Raw genomic sequence first — 21,977 nt, 5'->3', positions numbered from 1 at the left:
CTCCAGTTGTTCAGAACAGTCGCTTGACCAGCACTTGCGAGCGCCGGTCCCAGTTGTACTTGCGCTTGCGCGCCTCGGGCAGCCAGTCGGGGTCGACCTGGGCGAAGCCGCGCTTGATGAACCAGTGCATCGTGCGCGTGGTCAGCACGAACACGCTCTCCAGCCCCATCGCCTTGGCGCGGTGCTCGATGTGCTTGAGGATGCGCTCGCCGTCGCCCTGGCCCTGGGCCAGCGGCGAGACGGTCAGCGCCGCCATCTCGGCGGTGCGCGCCTCGGGGTAGGGGTAGAGCGCCGCGCAGCCGAAGATGATGCCGTCGTGCTCGATGACCGTGTAGGCCGAGACGTCGCGTTCGATCTCGGTGCGCTCGCGGCGCACCAGGGTGCCGTCGCGTTCGAAGGGTTCGATCAGCTGCAGGATGCCGCCGACGTCGTCGGGCGTGGCCTCGCGCAGGCTTTCCAGCTTCTCGTCGACGACCATCGTGCCGATGCCGTCGTGCGTGAACACCTCCAGCAGCAGCGAGCCGTCGGCGGCGAAAGGCAGGATGTGCGAGCGCTCGACGCCGTGTTCGCAGGCCTTCACGCAGTACTGCAGGTAGAAGGCCGGGTCGGTGGGCTTGGCCGGCGCCGGCCAGGCGGCGAGCAGGCGGCGCGCGTCGGCCAGCGCCAGCTCGGTGTCGATCGCGCTTTCCGGGTCGTCCGGGTTCTCGCGGATGCCCGGCACCTCGGTCATGAAGACCAGCTTGTCGGCCTGCAGCGCGATCGCGGTGGAGGTCGCGACGTCCTCCATCGTCAGGTTGAAGGCCTCGCCGGTCGGCGAGAAACCGAACGGCGACAGCAGCACCAGCGCGCCGATGTCGATCGCGCGCCGGATCGCGCCGTGGTCCACACGCCGCACCAGGCCGCTGGACTGGAAGTCGACGCCGTCGACGATGCCGACCGGGCGCGCGGTCAGGAAGTTGCCCGAGACCACGCGCACCGTCGCGTTGGCCATCGGCGTGTTCGGCAGGCCTTGCGAGAACGCGGCCTCGATCTCGAAACGCAGCTGGCCGGCGGCTTCCTGCGCAGCGTCCAGCGCCACCGGGTCGGTGATGCGGCGGCCGTGGCTGAAGCGCGAGACGTGGCCCTTGGCGGCGAGCTGCTCGTTGACCTGCGGCCGGAAGCCGTGCACCAGCACGATCTTCAGCCCCATCGCGTGCAGGATCGACAGGTCCTGCACGAAGGCATTGAGCTTGCCGGCGGCGATCATCTCCCCGGTCACCGCGACGACGAAGGTCTTGCCCCGGTAGGCATGCAGGTAGGGGGCGACCGCCCTGAACCAGGGGACGAAGGTGTGCGGGAAGACGACGCTCATGGCGCGGGCGATTGTGCCGCAGCATCATCGGCGCTCCACGAAACAGGAGATCGCATGGACGTCTTCAAGACTCACGGCGCGTTCAGCTGGAACGAACTGCTGACGGCCGATCCCGAGCGCGCCGCCGCGTTCTACGGCGAGCTGTTCGGCTGGAGCTTCGACCAGCAGGAGTACGACGGGGTCGGCACCTACCGCGTCGCCAAGACGCCGGACGGCACCGCGGTCGGTGGCGTCATGGCCTTCCCGCCCGACACGCCGAAGGAAGTGCCGCCGCACTGGGCGGGCTACGTCACGGTCGACTCGGTCGACGACACGATCGCCAAGGCGCTCGAACTCGGCGGCAGCGTGCTGGTGCCGGCGATGGACGTTCCCGGCGTCGGCCGCATGGCCGTGCTGCGCGACCCGACCGGCGCGGCGATCAACGTCATCCGCTACGAAGCGATGTGAAGGCGCGGGCGCGGCCATAATCCGCGCCCCGTGTCCGACACTCGCCCCGGGCGGCCGGCCAACCCGGTTCCGCCGATCACCTATCCCGAATCGCTGCCCGTCTCGGCGCGCCGAGACGAGATCGCGCGTGCGCTTTCCGAACACCAGGTGGTCATCGTCTGCGGCGAGACCGGCTCGGGCAAGACGACTCAGCTGCCGAAGATCGCGCTGGAGCTGGGCCGCGGCCTGGGCGCCGGCGGCCGCGGCCTGATCGGCCACACGCAGCCGCGGCGCATCGCCGCCTCCAGCGTCGCCAAGCGCATCGCCGAGGAGCTGAACTCGCCGCTGGGCGAGGTCGTCGGCTACAAGGTGCGGTTCCAGGACCGGCTGCAGCCGGGCGCCTCGGTCAAGCTGATGACCGACGGCATCCTGCTGGCCGAGACGCAGACCGACCCGCTGCTCAAGGCCTACGACACGCTGATCATCGACGAGGCGCACGAGCGCAGCCTCAACATCGATTTCCTGCTCGGCTACCTGCGCCAGCTGCTGCCGCGCCGGCCCGACCTGAAGATCGTCGTCACCTCGGCGACGATCGACGCCGACCGCTTCGCGAAGCACTTCGAGTCCGCCGCCGGCCCGGCGCCGGTGATCATGGTCTCGGGCCGGCTGTACCCGGTCGAGCAGCGCTGGCGGCCGTTCGAGGAGAAGAAGGACTGGGACCTGGGCGACGCGATCGCCGACGCCGTCGACGAGCTCTGGCGTGGCGGCTCGGGCGACATCCTCGTCTTCCTGCCCGGCGAGCGCGAGATCCGCGAGACCGCCGACCACCTGCGCAAGCACCTGGCCAGCACCGCGCGCGGCGGGCCGCAGCCGGAGATCCTGCCGCTGTTCGCGCGGCTGTCGCAGGCCGAGCAGGACCGCGTCTTCGAGGCCGGCAACGGCCGGCGCATCGTGCTCGCGACCAACGTCGCCGAGACCTCGCTGACGGTGCCCGGCATCCGCTATGTCGTCGACTCGGGGCTGGCGCGCGTCAAGCGCTACAGCTACCGCAACAAGGTCGAGCAGCTGCAGGTCGAGCCGGTCAGCCAGGCCGCGGCCAACCAGCGTGCCGGCCGCTGCGGCCGTGTCGCCAACGGCGTCTGCATCCGCCTCTACGACGAGGCCGACTTCAACCAGCGCACGCGTTTCACCGACCCCGAGATCCTGCGTTCGTCGCTGGCCGGCGTCATCCTGCGCATGAAGGCGCTGCGCCTGGGCACGGTCGAGGACTTCCCGTTCCTGGAGCCGCCGCCGAGGAAGGCCATCGCCGACGGCTACGCGCTGCTCGACGAGCTCGACGCGATCGACGAGCAGGGCGAGCTGACGAAGATCGGCCGCGAACTCGCCAAGCTGCCGCTGGACCCGCGCGTCGGCCGCATGATCATCGAGGCCCGCGACCGCCACGCGCTGTCGGAGGTGCTGGTCATCGCCTCGGCGCTGTCGGTGCAGGACGTGCGCGACCGGCCGCTGGAGCAGCAGCAGGCCGCCGACGAGAAGCACCGCAAGTTCGACGACGAGAAGAGCGAGTTCGTCGGCTACCTGAAGCTGTGGAACTGGATCGAGGAAGGCCGCGGCCACGTGCACGCCGCCGCGCCCGAGGCCAACCGCCCGCCGCCGAAAGCGCCTCAGCGCGGCGCCGGCCGGCCCGCGCCCGAGGCCGCGCCGCCGCACAAGCTGTCCAACCGGCAGCAGGAGCAGCGCCTGCGCGAGAGCTTCGTCAACCCGCGGCGCGTGCGCGAGTGGCGCGACATCCATTCGCAGCTGCTGACCGTCGTCGCCGAGCACGGCTGGCGGCTGAACACCGCGCCGGCGACCTACGAGCAGCTGCACCTGTCGATGCTCGCCGGCCTGCTGGGCAACATCGGCTGCAAGTCCGACGACGACGACTGGTACCTGGGTGCGCGCGGCATCAAGTTCTGGCGCCACCCGGGCGCGCACCTGAGCAAGAAGCCCGGGCGCTGGATCGTCGCCGCCGAGCTGGTGGAGACGACGCGGCTCTTCGGCCGCGGCATCGCCGCCATCGAGCCGGGCTGGATCCCGGCGGTGGCCGGCCATCTGCTGAAGACCCAACTGCTCGAGCCGCACTGGGAGAAGAAGGCCGCCGAGGTCATCGCGCTGGAGCGCGCGACGCTGTACGGGCTGGTCATCTACAACAACCGCCGCGTCAACTACGGCCGCGTCGACGCCAAGGCGGCACGTGAGATCTTCATCCGCGAGGCGCTGGTCAACGGCGACTGGGAGTCGCGGCTGCCGTTCCTGGCGCACAACCGCAAGCTCGTCGCCCAGGTCGAGGAACTGGAGCACAAGTCGCGGCGCCAGGACGTGCTGGTCGACGACGAGCTGATCTTCGCCTTCTACGACCAGCAGCTGCCGCCCGAGGTGTGCTCGGGCGCGACGCTGGAGAAGTGGTTCCGCGAGGAGGTCAAGAAGCAGCCGAAGTTGCTGCAGCTGACGCGCGACGAGCTGATGCGCCACGAGGCCGCCGGCATCACGACCGACGCCTTCCCGAAGACCGTGCGCCTGGGCGGCATCGACTGCGCGGCGAGCTATCTGCACGAGCCCGGCGACGCCAAGGACGGGCTCACCGTCACGCTGCCGATCTACGCGCTCAACCAAGCCAGCGAAGAGCGCTGCCAGTGGCTGGTGCCCGGCATGCTGCGCGACAAGGTGCTGGCGCTGTGCAAGAGCCTGCACCAGCGCCCGCGCTCGCGCCTGGTGCCGCTGCCCGAGTTCGCCGCCGAGTTCTGCGCCACCGCGCCCTTCGCCCAGGGCGAGCTGGTGGACGCGCTGCTGAAGGCGGTGCGCGAGCGCACCCAGCTCGCGGTGCAGCGCAACGACTTCAAGCTCGAACAGCTGCCGCCGCACCTGTTCATGAACTTCCGCGTCGTCGACGAGCACGGCCGGCAGCTGGCGATGGGGCGCGACCTCGCCGGGCTGAAGGCCGAACTCGGCGGCCAGGCGCGCAGCGCGTTCCAGGCGCTGGCGGCGCTGAAGGTGAAGGCGGCGCCCGCGCCGCAGCCCTCACCCCAGCCCTCTCCCGCGGGGCGGGAGAGGGGGCCGGGCCGCGGGGTGGCCGCCGAGGTCGTCGCGCCTCCCGCACCGGCCGCGGCGCAGCGCCACACCGCCTGGACCTTCGGCGAGCTGCCCGAGCTGATGGAGATCCGCAAGGGCGCGCAGACGCTGATCGGCTTTCCGGCGCTGGTCGACGGCGGCACGCACGTCGAGATCGAGGTCTTCGACGAGCCCGAGGTCGCCGCCGCCAAGCACCGTGTCGGCCTGCGCCGGCTGGTCGCGCTGCAGATCCGCGAGCCGCTGAAGTACCTCGAGAAGAACATCCCCGATCTGCAGAAGATGGGCGTCGCCTTCATGGCGATGGGCGGCACCGTCGAGGAGCTGCGCCAGCAGATCATCGACGTCGCCGTCGACCGCGCCTTCCTGGCCGAGCCGCTGCCGAGCGACGAACGCAGCTTCAAGGCCCGCGTCGACGAAGGCCGCACGCGGCTGAACCTGATCGCCCAGGAAGTGGCGCGCCTGGCCGGCGTCGTGCTGGCCGAGTACGCGGTCGCCGCGCGCAAGCTCAAGGACAGCCGCCCGCCCAAGGACGTCGCCGACGACGTCGCCCAGCAGCTGCAGCGCCTGGTGCCCAGACGTTTCCTGGCGAACACCGACTGGGCGGCGCTGGCCCACTTCCCGCGTTATCTGAAGGCCGTGACGCTGCGCCTGGACAAGCTGCGCGCCGACCCGGCCCGCGACGCCACGCGTCTGGCCGAGCTGCGCCCGCTGGAGCAGCGCTACTGGCGCCGTGTCGCCGAGCTGAAGGGCGCGCAGCACGCGCGCCTGGACGAGTACCGCTGGCTGCTGGAGGAACTGCGCGTCAGCCTGTTCGCCCAGGAGCTGCGTACCCCGCAGCCGGTCAGCGTCAAGCGCCTGGACAAAGCCTGGGCTCAGCTTTCAGGCTGAGCGCGGACGTGGTCGGTCCGGTGGACCGACCACGCCTCGCGAAGGGCCAGGCCACTGGCATGGCGCGGCCTGCAAGGCTGAGCACCCGGCTTGGCCGGGTGGCCGCCGCAGGCGGCGCCCAGACCTCCTCGCCCCCTAGGCGCAAGACCGTTTGCGACGGCCGCAATTGGCACGGCGCAAGACGGCGCGAATAAGCTCGTCCGGCGATCTCCTCAGGGGGTGGTCATGACAGATTCGCAGCTTCGGGACCACTACGAACGCAAGTACGCGGGGGAACGTGCGGCCGCGGCCATCCGCGGCATCGAGCGCACCGACAGCCCGGTCAACCGGGAGCAGGCCGCGCTGAAGTACCTCGCCGGCCGCCTGCAAGGCAGCGTGCTGGAGCTCGGCGCCGGTGACGGCGCGGTGGCCGCCGCGCTGCTCGCCGCCTGCCCGGCGATCACCGGCTACACGCTGGGCGACATCAGCGCGCCGCGCATCGAAGGCGTGGCCCGCCGCCTCCGCGACCCACGGGTGCGCACGCTGCTGGTCGATGCCGAAGCCGTTGACCCCGAGGGCGAGTCCTACGACGCCCTGGTGATGATCGCGCTCGTCGAACACCTGATCGATCCGCTGCGGGCGCTGCAGCGCCTGCGGGCGGTTCTGCGGCCGGGCGGTTTCCTCTACCTCGATACCCCCAACATCGCCAAGTACACCCGGCGATTGCAGCTCTTGCGCGGCCGCTTCCCCTCCACCGCGTCGGGCAACGAGGGGCTCACCACCTACGAGGGCCAGCCGGTGGACCTGCACGACGAGGGCCACCTCCACTACTTCAGCTTCCGCAGCCTGTCGCTGCTGCTGACGCAGCGATGCGGCTTCAGCCGCGTCGAGGTCTGCCCTTACGCCTGCGGCCGTCTGCTGCTCGGGCGCACGCTGGAGACGCGGCTGGCGCGCCAGTGGCCCGGCGCCTTCTCGGAACTCGCCGTGATGGCGTACGCCTGAGGCGCGTCCGGGCCTGCGCGCCGGCGTCTCAGGCCGGGATCGACGGCAGCCCCGACAGCGCCATCGCCAGCTCGGCCTCGTCGTAGCTGGCGTCGACCAGCTTGCCGCCGAGGTAGTTGGTGTAGGCGGCCATGTCGAAGTGGCCGTGGCCGCTCAGGCCGAAGAGGATGGTCTCGGCCTTGCCTTCGGCCTTGCAGCGCAGCGCCTCGGCCACCGCGCCCTGGATCGCGTGGCTGGCCTCGGGGGCCGGCACGATGCCTTCGCAGCGCGCGAACAGCACCGCCGCGGCGAAGCAGTCGTTCTGGGTGTGCGCCTGGGCCTCGATCAGGCCGAGCTCCTTCAGGTGGCTGACCAGCGGCGCCATGCCGTGGTAGCGCAGGCCGCCGGCGTGGAAGCCCGGCGGCGTGAAGGTGCTGCCCAGCGTGTGCATCTTGGTCAGCGGCGTCAGGTGCGCGGTGTCGCCGAAGTCGTAGGCGAACTTGCCGCGAGTCAGGCTCGGGCAGGCGGCCGGCTCGACGGCGACGATGCGGCGCCGGCGGCCGCCGCGCAGCGTCTGGCCGACGTAGGGGAAGGCCAGCCCGGCGAAGTTGCTGCCGCCGCCGGTGCAGGCGATGACCACGTCCGGGTCGGCGTCGGCCATCTCCATCTGCAGCATCGCTTCCTGGCCGATGATGGTCTGGTGCAGCAGCACGTGGTTGAGCACCGAGCCCAGCGCGTACTTGGTGTCGTCGTTCGTCGCCGCGACCTCGACGGCCTCGCTGATCGCCAGGCCCAGCGAGCCGGGGTGGTCCGGGCGCTCGGCCAGCGCGGCACGGCCGGCGGCGGTCTCGGGCGAAGGCGAGGGGATGCAGGTGGCGCCGTAGGTCTCCATCAGCGCGCGGCGGTACGGTTTCTGGTCGTAGGACACGCGCACCTGGAAGACCTTGACCTCCAGCCCGAACAGCGCGCCGGCGAAGGCCAGCGACGAGCCCCACTGGCCGGCGCCGGTCTCGGTGCTCAGCTTGCGGATGCCGGCCTGGGCGTTGTACCAGGCCTGCGGCACGGCGCTGTTGGGCTTGTGGCTGCCCGCCGGCGACACGCCTTCGTACTTGAAGAAGATCTTGGCCGGCGTCTGCAGCGCCTGCTCGAGGCGGCGGGCGCGGATCAGCGGCGCCGGGCGCCAGAGGCGGAAGACTTCGCGGATCGGCTCGGGGATCTCGATCTCGCGCTCGGTCGCCATCTCCTGCTCGATCAGCGAGCGCGTGAACAGCGGCTCCAGGTCGGCCGGCGCGACGGGCTGCTTGGTGGCCGGGTGCAGCGGCGGCGCCGGTGGCACCGGCAGGTCGGCCACGATGTTGTACCAGTGCCGCGGCATGCGGCTTTCTTCGAGCAGGAACTTCGTCGTCATCGCATCTCCTGGGGGACGCGGAATTCTGTCATCGGGGCGGCGGTCCGCCGCGACCGGCCGGCCGAGTCTTGATGTCGGTCAGTCGCCTCGCGGGATCAGGCCCGCAGCACCTCGAGCGCGCGGTCGAGGCCGCCGGAGGTGATCGCGATCATCGCCTCGGCGGCGACGGCGGGTTTCGGGTGGTAGGCGATCGACAGGCCGGCGGCGCCCATCATCGGCAGGTCGTTGGCACCGTCGCCGACGGCGATGGCCTGCGAGGGTTCGATGCCCATCAGCTCGGCCACCTCGAGTAGCACGCGGCGCTTCTCGGCGCCGTCGACGATGTCGCCCCAGGGCCGCTGCAGCAGCGTGCCGGTGAGCTTGCCGTGGGCGATGCCCAGCGTGTTGGCGCGCGCGAAGTCCAGCTTCAGGCGCTGGCGCACGCGTTCGCTGAAGAAGCTGAAGCCGCCGGAGACGAGCATCGTCTTCAGCCCGGCGGCCTGGCAGGCGGCGACGAAGGCTTCGACGCCGGGATTCAGCTGCAGCCGCTGCTCGGCGACCTGGTGCAGCGCCGCCTCGGGCACGCCGGCCAGCAGCGCCATGCGCCGGCGCAGGCTCTCCTTGTAGTCGCTGATCTCGCCGCGCATCGCCGCCTCGGTGATCGCCGCGACCTCGTCGTAGCGGCCGGCGGCGCGTGCGATCTCGTCGACACACTCGATGTTGATCAGCGTCGAGTCCATGTCGAACGCCACCAGCCGGAAGTCGGAGAGCCGCAGCGGCGGTTGGAAGCCGCGGATGTGCAGGCCGGGGGCGTGTTCGATGGCGTCCATGGGGTCCTCAGGCGGGGCGCGGCTGGCCCAGCGCACGCAGCACGTCGCGCACGTACTGCGCACGATCCTTCGCGTCGGCGATCTCGCGGTCGATGCGCAGCTTGTCGTTGCCGGCGAGCTTGATCGCGCGGTTCTTCTGCACCAGCTCGATGATGCGCAGCGGCTCGATTGGCGGGTTGGGGCGGAAGACGATGTTCATCACCTTGGGCCCGGCGTCGATCTTCTGCACGCCGTAGGGCCGCGCCAGCACGCGCAGGCGGTGGGTGTCGAACAGCGCCTGGCCCTGCGCCGGCAGCTTGCCGAAGCGGTCGGTGATCTCCTCCAGCAGCGCGTCGATCTGCTCGCCCTTCTCGGCGGTGGCCAGGCGCTTGTAGAGGTTCAGCCGGGTCTGCACGTCGCCGCAATAGGCGTCGGGCAGCAGCGCCGGGGCGTGCAAATTGATCTCGGTGGTCGCGGCCAGCGGCGACAGCAGGTCGGGCTCCTTGCCCGCCTTCAGCGAGCGCACGGCTTCCGACAGCATGTCGTTGTAGAGCTGGAAGCCGACTTCCATCATGTTGCCGCTCTGGTTCTCGCCCAGCACCTCGCCGGCGCCGCGGATCTCCAGGTCGTGCATCGCGAGGTAGAAGCCGCTGCCCAGTTCCTCCATCTGCTGGATCGCCTCCAGCCGCTGCGCCGCCTGCTTGGTCAGCGCCTCGACGTCGGGCACCAGCAGGTAGGCGTAGGCCTGGTGGTGGCTGCGGCCGACACGCCCACGCAGCTGGTGCAGCTGCGCCAGGCCGAACTTGTCGGCGCGGCTGATGACGATGGTGTTGGCCGTCGGCACGTCGATGCCGGTCTCGATGATCGTCGAGCACAGCAGCACGTTGTGGCGCTGGGCGACGAAGTCGCGCATCACGTGTTCCAGCTCGCGCTCGGGCATCTGGCCGTGGGCGACGCCGATGCGAGCCTCGGGCAGCAGCTCCTCCAGCTTCTGGCGCCGCGCCTGGATCGACTCGACGTCGTTGTGCAGGAAGTAGACCTGGCCGCCGCGCTTCAACTCGCGCAGCACGGCTTCGCGGATCGTCGAGTTGTTCTCGCTGCGAACGAAGGTCTTGATCGCCAGCCGCCGTTGCGGCGCGGTGGCGATGACCGACAGGTCGCGCAGGCCTTCGAGCGCCATGCCCAGCGTGCGCGGGATCGGCGTGGCCGTCAGCGTCAGCACGTCGACCTCGGCGCGCAGCGCCTTCATCGCCTCCTTGTGGCGCACGCCGAAGCGGTGCTCCTCGTCGATGATCAACAGGCCCAGGCGCGCGAACTTGCAGTCGGAGCTGAGCAGCTTGTGCGTGCCGACGACGATGTCCACCGTGCCGTCGGCGATGCCTTCGAGCGCCGCCTTCACTTCCTTGGCCGAGCGGAAGCGCGACAGCTCGGCGATCTTCACCGGCCACTTGCCGAAGCGGTCGACCAGCGTCTGGTAGTGCTGCTCGGCCAGCAGCGTGGTCGGCGCCAGCAGCGCCACCTGCTTGCCGGCGTGCACCGCGACGAAGGCGGCACGCAGCGCGACCTCGGTCTTGCCGAAGCCGACGTCGCCGCAGACCAGCCGGTCCATCGGCCGCGGGCTGATCATGTCCTGGATGACGGCGTGGATCGCGGCGCGCTGGTCGGGCGTCTCCTCGAAGCCGAAGCTGGCGGCGAAGGCCTCGTAGTCGTGCGGGCTGAAGCGGTGCGCGAAGCCTTCGCGCGCGGCACGCCGGGCGTACAGGTTCAGCAGCTCGGCGGCGGTGTCGCGCACCTGCTCGGCGGCCTTGCGCCGCGCCTTGTCCCACTGGCCCGAGCCCAGCTTGTGCAGCGGCGCTTCTTCGGCGCTGACGCCGGTGTAGCGGCTGATCAGGTGCAGCTGCGCCACCGGCACGTACAGCGTCGCCTTGTCGGCGTACTCCAGGTGCAGGAACTCGCTCGGGCCTTCGCCGGCGTCGATCTCGACCAGGCCGCGGTAGCGGCCGATGCCGTGGTTCATGTGCACCACGGGGTCGCCGATCTTCAGCTCCGACAGGTCCTTGATCAGCGCGTCGACGTTGCTGGTCTGCTCCTGCTTGCGCCGCCGGCGGGCCTGCGGCGCGGTGGCGAAGAGCTCGGTCTCGGTCAGTAACTGCAGCGACACGCCGGCGGCCGGCTCGTGCCAGTGGAAGCCCTGGGCCAGCGGCGCGGCGACGATGGCGAAACGTTCGTCGCCGGACAGGAACTCGGCCAGGTTGGCGACCGTCGGCAGGTCGATGCGGTGGTCGCGCAGCAGCTCCAGCAGGCTTTCGCGCCGGCCTTCGCTCTCTGCTGCCAGCAGCACGCGGTGCGGCGTCGCCTTCAGATGGCGTTCGAGCCCGGCCAGCGGCTCGGGCGCGCCGCGGTCGACGGCGATGTCGGGCAGCGGCCGCGCCCAGTCCACCGGCTCGTTGCCGCGCAAGGCCAGCGTCGCATGCGGCTGGGTGCGGCCGAAGAACTCGTCCGGGCGCAGGAAGATCGCCTCGGGCGGCAGCAGCGGGCGTTCCGGGTCGTGCTGCAGGAAGCGGTGGCGCTCGCGTGTGTCGGTCCAGAAACGCTCCAGCGCCTGGTCGACCTCGCCGTGCAGCGCGACTGCGGCGGTCTCGCCCAGGTAGTCGAAGACGCTGGCGATCTCGTCGAAGAACAGCGGCAGGTAGTACTCGATGCCGCCGGTTGCGATGCCTTGCGCGATGTCCTTGTAGATGCGCGAGCGCGTCGGGTCGCCGTCGAGCTTCTCGCGCCAGCGCGCGCGGAAGGCGGTGCGCGCCGCCTCGTCCATCGGGAACTCGCGCCCGGGCAGCAGCCGCACCTCGGGCACCGGGTAGAGGCTTCTCTGGCTGTCGGGGTCGAAGGTGCGGATCGAGTCGACCTCGTCGCCGAACAGGTCGACGCGGTAGGGCACGAGCGAGCCCATCGGGTACAGGTCGATCAGCCCGCCGCGCACCGCGTATTCACCCGGCGACACGACCTGGCTCACGTGTTGGTAGCCGGCCAGCGTCAGCTGCGACTTCAGCTTCGCTTCGTCCAGCCGCGCCTTCTGCTTGAAGTGGAAGGTGTAGCCCGCCATGAACGAGGGCGGCGCCAGCCGCACCAGCGCGGTCGTGGCCGGCATCAGCACGACGTCGACCTCGCCTTGCTGCACGCGCCACAGCGTCGCCAGGCGCTCGGAGATCAGGTCCTGGTGCGGGCTGAAGGTGTCGTAGGGCAGCGTCTCCCAGTCGGGGAAGACGGCCACGCGCAGGCCGGGGTCGAAGAACGGCAGCTCTTCGGCGAGGCGGGTGGTGTCGGCGGGATCGGCCGTGACGACGGCCAGCAGGCGCTGCTCGGCCTTGCGCGCTGCGGCCAGGCGGGCCAGCAGCAGGGCGTCGGCCGAACCCACCGGGCGCGGCAGCGTGAAGCGCTTGCCCGGGGCAATGGTCGGAATCTGCATGGGAGGCGCGATTCTAGAATCGCTGCATGACTGTGCCGCCGACCCGCTGTTTTGCCCTGGTTCCGTGCGCCGGTGTCGGCCTGAGGGCCGGTGCCGGTGGCCCCAAACAATACGCGCCGCTGGCCGGCCGGGCGGTCGTCGCGCACACGCTGGCGGCGCTGGCCGCGGTGCCGCGGCTGGCGGGCACGCTGGTCGTGCTGTCGCCCGAGGACACGCAGTTCGAGACCGCGGTGCCCGGCTGGGCCGGCTGGCTCTCCCGCTGCGGTGGCGCCACGCGGGCCGAGAGTGTCGCCAACGGCCTGCCGGTGCTGCGCGAACTCGGCGCCCACGACGAGGACTGGGTGCTGGTGCACGACGCCGCACGCTGCCTGCTGCGCCCCGAGTGGGTCGAGCGCCTGATCGATGCCTGCCTCGCCGACCCGGTCGGCGGGCTGCTGGCGCTGCCGCTGGCCGACACGCTGAAAGCCGAGGAAGCCGGCCGTGTCGCCGACACCGTGCCACGCGCCGGCAAGTGGGCGGCGCAGACGCCGCAGATGTTCCGCATCGGCCTGCTGGCGCGTGCGCTGGCGGAGGCCGGCGAACACGTCACCGACGAGTCCAGCGCCGTCGAGGCGCTGGGGCTGGCGCCGCGGCTGGTGCCCGGCGACCTGGAGAACCTGAAAGTCACCTGGCCGGCCGACTTCGCGCTGGCCGCCCGTCTGCTGGAGACACGATGAACTTCCGTATCGGCGAGGGCTGGGACACCCACCAGCTCGTGGCCGGCCGTCCGCTGATCCTCGGCGGCGTGACCATCCCGCACAGCCACGGCCTGCTCGGCCACAGCGATGCCGACGCGCTGCTGCACGCGATCACCGACGCGCTCTTCGGCGCCGCCGGCCTGGGCGACATCGGCAGCCATTTCCCCGACACCGCGGCCGAGTTCAAGGGCGCCGACTCTGGCGTGCTGCTGGCCGAATGCGCGCGTCGCGTGCGCGCCGCCGGCTGGGAGATCGTCAACGTCGACTCCACCATCGTCGCCCAGGCGCCGAAGATGGCGCCGCACATAGCCGCGATGCGCACGCGCATCGCCGAGCTGCTGGCGATCGGCGTCGACCGCGTCAACGTCAAGGCCAAGACGGCCGAGAAGCTGGGGCCGGTCGGCGAAGGGCGCTCGATCGAGACGCGCGCTGCCTGTCTGCTGGTGCGCGCCTGATCAGGGCGCGCGGCGCAGCCGCATGTGCGCCATCAGGCCGCCGTCTGGCGCGTTCGCCAGTTCCAGGCTGCCGCCCATGCGCTGCATCGCCTTGTCGACGATGGCCAGGCCCAGGCCGGCGCCGGTGGCGGCGGTGCGCGCCGCGTCGCCGCGGAAGAACGGCGTCGTCAGCTGCGACAGCTTCTCCGGAGGCACGCCGGGGCCGGTGTCGCGCACGCTGACGATGACCCAGGGGCCGGTGCGCGCATAGGAGATCGTCACCTCGGCGATGCCGGTGTCGGTGTTGCGGCCGTAGCGGCGCGCGTTCTCGAACAGGTTGGAGAAGACGCGGCCGAGCTCGGTCTCGTCGGCCAGCACCTTCAGGTCGATGGCCACGCGTGAGTGGATGCGGATCTGCGTCGGGTCGCGGAAACCGGCGGCCTCGCGGTCGATCAGCTGCGAGACGTGCACCGGGCGCATCTGCGTCTCGCCCGGGCGCGCGTAGTCCATGAACTTGTCGATGATCGCGTCGAGCTGGTCGATGTCCAGCGCCATGTTGCGCTTGGCCTCGTCGTCGGAGACGCTCATCTCGGTTTCCAGCCGCAGCCGCGCCAGCGGGGTGCGCAGGTCGTGGCTGATGCCGGCCAGCATCACCGCGCGGTCCTCCTCGACACGCGCCAGTTCGCGCGCCATGCGGTTGAAGCCGCGGTTGACCTCGCGGATCTCGCTGGTCAGCGTGTTCTCATCCAGGCGCGAATCGAGGTCGCCCTCGCGGATGCGGCTGGCGGCGAAGGACAGCTGTTTGAGCGGCCGGTTGATCAGCCGCGCGATCGCCACCGAGCCGACGAGGGTCGCCAGCAGCGCGATGCCGATCCAGACGAACCAGGTGTTGCTGGTCAGCGGGCTGGTGTGGCTGTCGTCGACCTGCAGCCAGTAGGCGTCGCCGTCGATCGAGAAACCGACCCACAAGCCCGGCTTGGTGTTGACGCTGCGCGCGACGACCGCGTCCTCGCCGAGCGCGGCCCTCAGCTCGCGCGCGACGCGGCGCGTGAAGCGGTCGACCTCGAAGCCTTCCCAGCGGTCGCCCGGCTCGCGCGGCATGACGCGCACCGCCGCCTGCTGGCCCAGCGACTTGACGAGCGCGATGCGGTTGATGCCGTCGGCCTGCTGCAGCGCGGCGCGCGACAGGTTCACCAGGCCGGCGATCTGCTGTGCGGACTCGACCGCGCGCGGCTCGAACTCCAGCGCGCGCAAGGTCTGCACCCAGGCGAAAACCCCGCCGGCCAGCAGGATGGCCAGCAGGCAGAAGGTGCGCCAGAAGAGGCTCAGGGCGATCGTCTTTCGTGCCATCGGCCGCGATGATGCCGTCGGCGTCGCGGGCCGGGGCGGGCTCGGAGGGCGCGCCGGGGGCGGCGCGCATCGGGTTGTCGCATCGGCGCGTCAGCGCCGGCGGGCATCAGCTCGCGCCGTCCGGCACGAAGACGTAGCCCACGCCCCAGACGGTCTGGATGTAGCGCGGCTGCGCCGGGTCGGGCTCGAGCATCTTGCGCAGGCGCGAGATCTGCACGTCCAGGCTGCGGTCGAAGGGTTCGAACTCGCGCCCGCGTGCCAGCTGCGCCAGCTTGTCGCGCGACAGCGGCTGGCGCGGGTGGCGCACCAGCGCCTTGAGCATCGAGAACTCGCCGGTGGTCAGCGAGATCTGCTCGCCGTTCTTGGACAGGCGGCGCAGCGACAGGTCGAACTCGAAGGGCCCGAAGTTGACGCCCTGCGGCTCCTTGGACGGCGCGCCCGGCGCTTCCGGGGCCGGGCGGCGGCGCAGCACGGCGTGGATGCGCGCCAGCAGCTCGCGCGGGTTGAAGGGCTTGGGCAGGTAGTCGTCGGCGCCGACTTCCAGGCCGACGATGCGGTCGACGTCCTCGACCTTGGCGGTGAGCATGATGATCGGCGTCAGGTCGTTGGCCGCACGCAGGCGGCGGCAGATCGACAGGCCGTCTTCGCCCGGCAGCATCAGGTCCAGCACGATCAGGTCGACCGTGTCGCGCGTCAGCACACGGTTCAGCGCCTTGGCGTCTTCGGCGAGCAGGACCTCGAAACCTTCCTGCGACAGGTAGCGACGCAGCAGGTCGCGGATGTGGGCATCATCGTCGACGACCACGATGCGGTCGGGACGGGTATTGGCGGGGGTGTTCATCACCGACTCCAAACTTGTAACAGCGGCATTGTGCGGGCCGTTTTCGGCCCGACCCGGCGTTTGCTGACATGTTGTGACAAGTCTTGCGGCGTTCCGGCCACGCACGGGGGTCCGTTCCCGCGTTGTACGAGGGAAACCTCGTCAGCAACCCTTGCTCCTGAAAGGAAACGTTGTGATGCCCTTTGCCCGAAAGGCCTTCGCCGCCGCCGCGTTCGGCCTCGCCGCCGCCGCCCAGGCGCAGACGCTGCCGCCGCCGCAGAACGTCGTCAGCCTGTCGGCCAGTGCCACCGCCGAGGTGCCGCGCGACATGCTGTCGGTGAGCTTCTCGACCTCGCGCGAAGGCCCCGACGCGCAGACCGTGCAGTCCCAGCTCAAGCAGGCGCTGGACGCCGCGCTGGCCGAGGCGCGCAAGGTCGCCAAGCCGGGCCAGATCGAGCTGCACACCGGCGGCTTCTCGCTGTACCCGCGCTACTCCAGCAAAGGCGTGGCCAACGGCTGGCAGGGCAGCGCCGAGCTGGTGGCCGAGGGCCGCGACGTCGCCGGCATCGCCCAGCTGACCGGGCGGGTGCAGACGATGACCATCGCACGCGTCGGCTACTCGCTGTCGCGCGAAGCGCGCGAGAAGGCCGAAGCCGAGCTGTCGGCCGAGGCGATCGCGCGCTTTCGCGCCAAGGCGGACACGATCAGCCGCCAGTTCGGTTTCGGCGGCTGGGGCATTCGCGAGGTCTCGGTGTCGGCCAGCGAGCCGCCGTCGGGCGTGTTCCCGATGGCGATGAAGGCGCGTGCCGCGATGGCCGACGAGGCGCTGCCGGTCGAAGCCGGCAAGGCCAGCGTCACGGTCAGCGTCTCGGGCAGCGTGCAGATGTCGGCCAAGTAGCCGACGCGGCAGGGCAGGGCGGGGCTTACTGCGCCGTCCAGCCGCCGTCCATGTTCCAGGCCGTGCCGAGCACGTTGTCACCGGCCGGCGAACACAGGAACAGCGCCAGCGCCGCCAGTTGCTCGGGCGTCGTGAAGCGCAGCGAAGGCTCCTTCTCGGCCAGCAGCTGGCGCTCGGCTTCCTCGTTCGACAGCCCGTGCTCGGCGGCGCGGGCGTCGATCTGCTTTTGCACCAGCGGCGTCAGCACCCAGCCGGGGCAGATCGCGTTGACGGTGACGCCGCTGCGTGCGCATTCCAGCGCCGCGGCACGCGTCAGCCCGACGATGCCGTGTTTGGCCGCGACGTAGGCGCTCTTGCCGGCCGAGGCCACCAGCCCGTGCACCGAGGCGACGTTGATGACGCGCCCCCAGCCGCGATGCTTCATGCCCGGCAGCGCCACACGCATCGTGTGGAAGGCCGAGCTGAGGTTGATCGCGATGATCGCGTCCCAGCGCTCGACCGGGAAATCCTCGACCAGCGCGACGTGCTGGATGCCGGCGTTGTTGACGACGATGTCCGGGCCGCCGAACTGGCGCTCGCACTGGTGCACCAGATCCTCGATCTCGTCGGGCCGGCGCATGTCGGCGCCGTGGTAGGCGACTTCGCCGGAGCCGGCGGCGCGCACCGTCTGCAGCGCGGCGTCGACGTCGCCGAAGCCGTTGAGCATCAGCTTCGCACCCTGCTGCGCGAGCGCCACCGCCATGCCGAGGCCGATGCCGCTCGTCGAGCCCGTCACCAGCGCCGTCTTTCCTTGGAGCATGTGCCGTCCCCTTGCCGGTTGCTACGATGGGACGATTATCGGGACCGCTTCCCGCGCCAACCATCCTCGTCGCCCCCCATGAACCCCCGCCTTGCTGACGTGTCTTGCCTGGATTCCCGGGGCCTGCACCGCATGGCGTACTGGGAGTGGGGCGATCCGTCGGCGCGCCACGCGGTGGTCTGCGTGCACGGCCTGTCGCGCCAGGGGCGCGACTTCGACACGCTGGCGATGGACCTGGCGCCGCAGTTGCGCGTGGTCTGCCCCGACATCGTCGGCCGCGGCCGCAGCGGTCGGCTCGCCGACCCGGCGGGCTACACGGTGCCGCAGTACGTCGCCGACATCGTCACGCTGCTGGCGCGGCTGGACGTCGACACGGTCGACTGGGTCGGCACCTCGATGGGCGGGCTGATCGGCCTGGGCGTCGCCAGCCTGGCCGGCTCGCCGGTGCGCCGCCTGGTGCTCAACGACGTCGGCCCGGCGATCGAGCCGGCGGCGCTGGAGCGCATCAAGGGCTACCTCGGCCAGCCGGTGCGCTGGGCCAGCGTCGAGGACGCCGCCGAGGCGATCCGCCAGGTGTCGCTGGGTTTCGGCTCGCACACGCCCGAACAATGGCTGGCGCTGACCCGGCCGCAGCTCGTCGCCGACGGCGACGGCTGGATCCCGCACTACGACCCGGCGATCGCGGTCCCGTTCCGGGCGATGACGCCCGAGATCGCCGCCGCCGGCGAAGCCGCGCTGTGGGCCGCCTGGGACGGCCTCGGCTGCCCGACGCTGCTGTTGCGCGGCGCCGATTCCGATCTGTTGTCGCGCGCCACCGCCGAGGCGATGACGCGCCGCGGCCCGCGTGCGCAGCTGCACGAGTTCGCCGGGGTCGGCCACGCGCCGATGCTGGTGCAGCCGGAGCAGCGCGCCGTCGTCCGCGATTTCCTCTTGTCCTGATGAGAACCGCCGAACCTTCCGAAGCGGCCGTCGACGCGGCCGCGATCGTCGAACTGGCGGCGCGTGAAACCGGTGTCGCCGAAGACGGCGCCGCCGCGCTCGAACGCGCCCGCGCTTTTGCCGAGCCGCTGCTGGCCGGTCACCTGCTCGACACCGGCGAGCCCGCGCTGGTGCACGCCGACGGTGTCGCCGCGATCCTGCAGGCCATCGGCGCGGCGCCGTCGATGCGCGCCGCCGCCTACCTGGTCTACGCCGGCGACTACCTCCAGCACCCCGAGGAGATGGTCGCCAAGGCCTTCGGCCAGTCCTACGCCAGCCTGGTGACGCACACCCGGCGCCTGGTGCAGATCCAGCGCGCCACGCGGGCCGCGACGGTGCTGGAGGCGCAGCGCCAGCAGCAGGCCGAGCAGGTGCGCAAGATGCTGCTCGCTTTCTCGCACGACCTGCGTGTCGTGCTGCTGCGCCTGGCGTCGCGGCTGCAGACGCTGCGCTGGTACGCCGCCGAGCGTGTCCCCTGTCCGGAAGTGCTGGCCGAGGAGACGCAGCAGATCTTCGCGCCGCTGGCCAACCGCCTGGGCATCTGGCAGATCAAGTGGGAGCTGGAGGACCTGGCCTTCCGCTTCCTGCAGCCCGACGAGTACAAGCGCATCGCGCGCCTGCTCGACGAGAAGCGTGTCGAGCGCGAGCAGCGCATCGAAGGCGCGCGCCGCCGCCTGCGCGAGCGCCTGGCCGAGGCCGGCCTGCGCGCCGAGGTCTACGGCCGGCCGAAGCATCTGCACAGCATCTGGAAGAAGATGCGCGGCAAGGGGCTGCCGATCGAGCGTGTCTTCGACCTGAGCGCGCTGCGTGTCATCGTCGACGACGTCGCCGGCTGCTACGCGGCGCTGTCGCGTGTGCACGAGTGCTACCGCGCCGTCGACGGCGAGTACGACGACTACATCGCGCGGCCCAAGCCCAACGGCTACCAGTCGCTGCACACCGTCGTGCTCGACGACGACGGCCGGGCGCTGGAAGTGCAGATCCGCACGCGCGCGATGCACGAGCACGCCGAGCACGGCGTCGCCGCACACTGGATGTACAAGGAAGCCGGCGTGCGCGGCTACGCCGGCGTCAGCGCCGCGGGCGACTTCAACGAGCGCCTGGCCGAGGCGCGCAAGGCCGTGCTGCGCGAGCTGCTGGCCTGGGAACGCGACTTCGCGACGACGCAGGACGCCACCGCCTCGGCGGTGTTCGACGACCGCATCTACGTCTTCACGCCGCAGGTCAACGTCATCGACCTGCCGGTGGGCGGCACGCCGGTGGACTTCGCCTACGCGCTGCACACCGACCTGGGCCACCGCTGCCGCGGCGCGCGGGTCGACGGCGCCATGGTGCCGCTGAACACGGCGCTGGTCTCGGGGCAGACGATCGAGATCGTCGCCGCCAAGGAAGGCGGGCCGTCGATGGACTGGCTCAACCCCGAGCTGGGCTATCTGAAGAGCCCGCGTGCCAAGGCCAAGGTGCGCGCCTGGTTCAACGCCCAGGCGCAGGGGCTGACGATCGCGCGCGGCCGCGAGCTGGTCGAGAAGCTGCTGCAGCGCGAGGGCAAGACCGCGGTCAAGCTCGAGTCGCTGGCCGAGCAGCTGGGCTTCAAGACGGCGGACGCGCTGTTCGAGGTCGTCGGCAAGGACGAGTTCTCGCTGCGCAACATCGAGCAGATCCTGCGCCCGGCCGCGCCGGCGCCGGCCGAGGAGGACGAAGGCATCGCGCTGCGCCGGCCGCGCCACGAAGGCAGCGGCAAGGGCAAGGGCGGGGTGCTGGTCGTCGGCGTCGATTCGCTGCTGACGACGCTGGCGCGCTGCTGCCGCCCGGCGCCGCCCGACACGATCGGCGGCTTCGTCACGCGCGCCAAGGGCGTGGCCATCCACCGCCGCGACTGCACCAACTTCCGCCACATGGCGCAGAAGGACCCGGGGCGCGTCATCGAGGTCGAGTGGGGTCGCGAGCGCGACGGCGTCTACCCGCTGGACGTGATCATCGAGGCCAGCGACCGCCAGGGCCTGCTGCGCGACATCTCCGAGGTCTTCGCCAAGGAGAAGATGAACGTCATCGGCGTGCACACGCAGAGCGTCAAGGACGCGCGCGGCGGCACCGCGTGGATGACGTTTACCATCGAGGTGTCCGACACCGCGCGTCTGGCGCAGGTGCTCAAGCACCTGGCCGGCATCGGCGGCGTGCGCCACGCGCGGCGCCGCTGAGGCCCGATCGCTGCGCTAATTTGGTCTGGTAAAGCAGTCGGGTATTTGCAAAAAATCGGATCTCGTATATAGTCATAGGCTCTTCAGGCGCGTAGCTCAGCTGGTTAGAGCACCACCTTGACATGGTGGGGGTCGTTGGTTCGAGTCCAATCGCGCCTACCAAACGGTAGGAACAAGGCCCCGGCAGAAATGCCGGGGCCTTTGTCTTTTCTGCCTTCGCGCGCACGCATCGTGCGGCGCGGCCCCGGACGCTCAGGTCCGGCACGGTTTCGATCACGGCGCTTTGCGCGCAGGCATCGCTTCAGATGCTTCGGTCCAGTCGCAAGGCGATTGGAATGTCAACTGTCGATCGATTTGACATTCGCCGCGTCGCCATCGCTTCGGCTTTTCTCGCGCTGCCGAATTGCTTCTTCTGCGCCAATGGTTTGCCTGCGTTTTGCAGAGGAGGGCACGGCGATTGCAATCTCTGGAAACGCTACGTCAGGCAATGTCGCGCCAATGCGCGACGTTGCGCCAGATCAATCAGACCATCAGCGCCAAGATGAAAAAGACTCTCCTGTCCGCTGCCCTGTCGGCAGCCTGCCTGTTCGCCGTTTCGCAACCCGTGGCTGCCGCGCCGCTGCTGTTCGACCGCGGCCTGCCCAGCCTGAACCTCAACAACGCCGCCGGTGCCGCGCGCAGCAACGTCACGTGGTCGGCGAGCGGCACCGAGTTCACCGGTGACGACTTCAGCATCGGCGTGACCGGCGAGAAGTACCGCATCGACACGATCACCGTCTGGGGTGCGCAGTTCGATCCGCTGTCGCTGGACGTGGCCAACATCGCGCTTTATTTCGGCCGTGCCGGCAGCGCGCTGTCGCGGGTGTCCGAAGGCGCCGTCAGCGGCAATGCCAACAGCAATCCGAACATCACGCATTCCTTCGTCAGCTATGCCGATGGCGTCACCGACACCTACGAAGGCTGGGGTGGCGGCGTCTACGGCATCGCGCAGACGGTGTTCAGCAACCTGAACCTCGTGATCGACGGCGGCGTCACCTATTACTTCGGTGTCGACGGCGATCAATACGAGTGGTGGAGCCACGCCTCCAATGCCGCGCTCAGCGGCACGCCGCAGCAGGGCGCTGACGGCAAGTACCTGATCTTCGATAAGAGCGACCTGGGCGCGGTGCAGGTCGTCGACAGCCAGGGCAACGGCTGGGACAAGTCCAGCGACATCAACGTGCGTGTCACCGGCGAGGCGATCCCCGAGCCGGCGACGCTGGCGCTGGCCTCGATGGCGCTGCTGGGTCTGGCGGCCGCGCGCCGTCGCCGCGGCTGAGCTTCATCAGCCGCCGTCGCGCAGGCGCCACCCGGGCGGTGGCGCCT

16 protein-coding genes and 1 tRNA gene are annotated in these 21,977 nt (G+C 70.6%); 10 read left to right on the top strand and 7 right to left on the bottom strand.

Going from position 1 to position 21,977, the window contains the following annotated elements; genetic code table 11:
• Positions 1-10: 10 nt before the first annotated feature.
• Positions 11-1,351, bottom strand: a complete 1,341-nt coding sequence (argA, locus tag RGE_RS13120; protein WP_014428900.1) for an amino-acid N-acetyltransferase — start codon at positions 1,349-1,351, stop codon at positions 11-13.
• Between the two features lie 54 nt (positions 1,352-1,405).
• Between argA and RGE_RS13115 the strand changes: the two genes are divergently transcribed.
• The 3 genes from RGE_RS13115 (at position 1,406) to RGE_RS23260 (ending at position 6,757) form a co-directional block, all read left to right on the top strand.
• Positions 1,406-1,798 (top strand): VOC family protein, encoded by a 393-nt coding sequence (locus tag RGE_RS13115; RefSeq protein ID WP_014428899.1) that lies wholly within the window; start codon positions 1,406-1,408, stop codon positions 1,796-1,798.
• 30 nt (positions 1,799-1,828) lie between these two features.
• Positions 1,829-5,776: an ATP-dependent RNA helicase HrpA gene (gene hrpA, locus RGE_RS13110; protein WP_014428898.1), complete on the top strand. Its 3,948-nt coding sequence runs from the start codon at positions 1,829-1,831 to the stop codon at positions 5,774-5,776.
• A 225-nt stretch (positions 5,777-6,001) separates the two neighbouring features.
• Entirely contained in the window at positions 6,002-6,757 is a 756-nt protein-coding gene (locus RGE_RS23260; RefSeq protein ID WP_014428896.1) for a class I SAM-dependent methyltransferase, read from the top strand.
• 28 nt (positions 6,758-6,785) lie between these two features.
• Here RGE_RS23260 and RGE_RS13100 read toward each other — a convergent pair whose 3' ends face one another.
• From RGE_RS13100 to mfd, 3 genes are all read right to left on the bottom strand, one after another.
• Positions 6,786-8,144: a TrpB-like pyridoxal phosphate-dependent enzyme gene (locus RGE_RS13100; RefSeq protein WP_014428895.1), complete on the bottom strand. Its 1,359-nt coding sequence runs from the start codon at positions 8,142-8,144 to the stop codon at positions 6,786-6,788.
• 95 nt (positions 8,145-8,239) lie between these two features.
• Positions 8,240-8,953, bottom strand: a complete 714-nt coding sequence (gene serB, locus RGE_RS13095; RefSeq protein ID WP_014428894.1) for a phosphoserine phosphatase SerB — start codon at positions 8,951-8,953, stop codon at positions 8,240-8,242.
• A 7-nt stretch (positions 8,954-8,960) separates the two neighbouring features.
• The gene (mfd, locus tag RGE_RS13090; RefSeq protein ID WP_014428893.1) at positions 8,961-12,398 is read right to left on the bottom strand and encodes a transcription-repair coupling factor; all 3,438 of its coding nucleotides are present in this window, start codon (positions 12,396-12,398) and stop codon (positions 8,961-8,963) included.
• Positions 12,399-12,424: 26 nt separating this feature from the next.
• Here mfd and ispD point away from each other — a divergent pair, with 26 nt between their 5' ends.
• On the top strand, positions 12,425-13,114 hold the full coding sequence (gene ispD, locus RGE_RS13085) for a 2-C-methyl-D-erythritol 4-phosphate cytidylyltransferase (RefSeq protein WP_014428892.1): 690 nt from the start codon (positions 12,425-12,427) through the stop codon (positions 13,112-13,114).
• Entirely contained in the window at positions 13,111-13,590 is a 480-nt protein-coding gene (gene ispF / locus RGE_RS13080) for a 2-C-methyl-D-erythritol 2,4-cyclodiphosphate synthase (protein ID WP_014428891.1), read from the top strand. The genes ispD and ispF overlap by 4 nt, the downstream gene beginning before the upstream one ends.
• Here the strand turns inward: ispF and RGE_RS13075 are convergent, their stop codons facing one another.
• Both RGE_RS13075 and ompR read right to left on the bottom strand, forming a co-directional pair.
• The gene (locus RGE_RS13075) at positions 13,591-14,919 is read right to left on the bottom strand and encodes a sensor histidine kinase (RefSeq protein WP_014428890.1); all 1,329 of its coding nucleotides are present in this window, start codon (positions 14,917-14,919) and stop codon (positions 13,591-13,593) included. It lies immediately after the preceding gene.
• A gap of 106 nt (positions 14,920-15,025) precedes the next feature.
• Positions 15,026-15,760, bottom strand: a complete 735-nt coding sequence (ompR, locus tag RGE_RS13070) for an osmolarity response regulator transcription factor OmpR (protein WP_014428889.1) — start codon at positions 15,758-15,760, stop codon at positions 15,026-15,028.
• A gap of 175 nt (positions 15,761-15,935) precedes the next feature.
• Here ompR and RGE_RS13065 point away from each other — a divergent pair, with 175 nt between their 5' ends.
• Positions 15,936-16,637, top strand: coding sequence for an SIMPL domain-containing protein (locus RGE_RS13065; RefSeq protein ID WP_014428888.1), 702 nt, complete (start codon positions 15,936-15,938; stop codon positions 16,635-16,637).
• A 25-nt stretch (positions 16,638-16,662) separates the two neighbouring features.
• Here RGE_RS13065 and RGE_RS13060 read toward each other — a convergent pair whose 3' ends face one another.
• Complete coding sequence (locus RGE_RS13060) at positions 16,663-17,436, bottom strand: 3-hydroxybutyrate dehydrogenase (RefSeq protein ID WP_014428887.1); 774 nt, start codon at positions 17,434-17,436, stop codon at positions 16,663-16,665.
• A 78-nt stretch (positions 17,437-17,514) separates the two neighbouring features.
• Between RGE_RS13060 and RGE_RS13055 the strand changes: the two genes are divergently transcribed.
• The 4 genes from RGE_RS13055 (at position 17,515) to RGE_RS24595 (ending at position 21,930) form a co-directional block, all read left to right on the top strand.
• The gene (locus RGE_RS13055; RefSeq protein ID WP_014428886.1) at positions 17,515-18,375 is read left to right on the top strand and encodes an alpha/beta fold hydrolase; all 861 of its coding nucleotides are present in this window, start codon (positions 17,515-17,517) and stop codon (positions 18,373-18,375) included.
• On the top strand, positions 18,375-20,612 hold the full coding sequence (locus RGE_RS13050) for a RelA/SpoT family protein (RefSeq protein ID WP_014428885.1): 2,238 nt from the start codon (positions 18,375-18,377) through the stop codon (positions 20,610-20,612). The genes RGE_RS13055 and RGE_RS13050 overlap by 1 nt, the downstream gene beginning before the upstream one ends.
• Positions 20,613-20,697: 85 nt before the next feature.
• Positions 20,698-20,774 (top strand) — tRNA-Val (locus tag RGE_RS13045).
• 379 nt (positions 20,775-21,153) lie between these two features.
• The gene (locus RGE_RS24595) at positions 21,154-21,930 is read left to right on the top strand and encodes a PEP-CTERM sorting domain-containing protein (protein WP_232504929.1); all 777 of its coding nucleotides are present in this window, start codon (positions 21,154-21,156) and stop codon (positions 21,928-21,930) included.
• Positions 21,931-21,977 lie beyond the last annotated feature (47 nt).

The organism is Rubrivivax gelatinosus IL144, from assembly GCF_000284255.1.
Lineage (GTDB): Bacteria > Pseudomonadota > Gammaproteobacteria > Burkholderiales > Burkholderiaceae_C > Rubrivivax > Rubrivivax gelatinosus_A.
The sequence above is the reverse complement of the archived record's forward strand: the minus strand, read 5'-3'. Positions and strand labels throughout refer to the sequence as shown.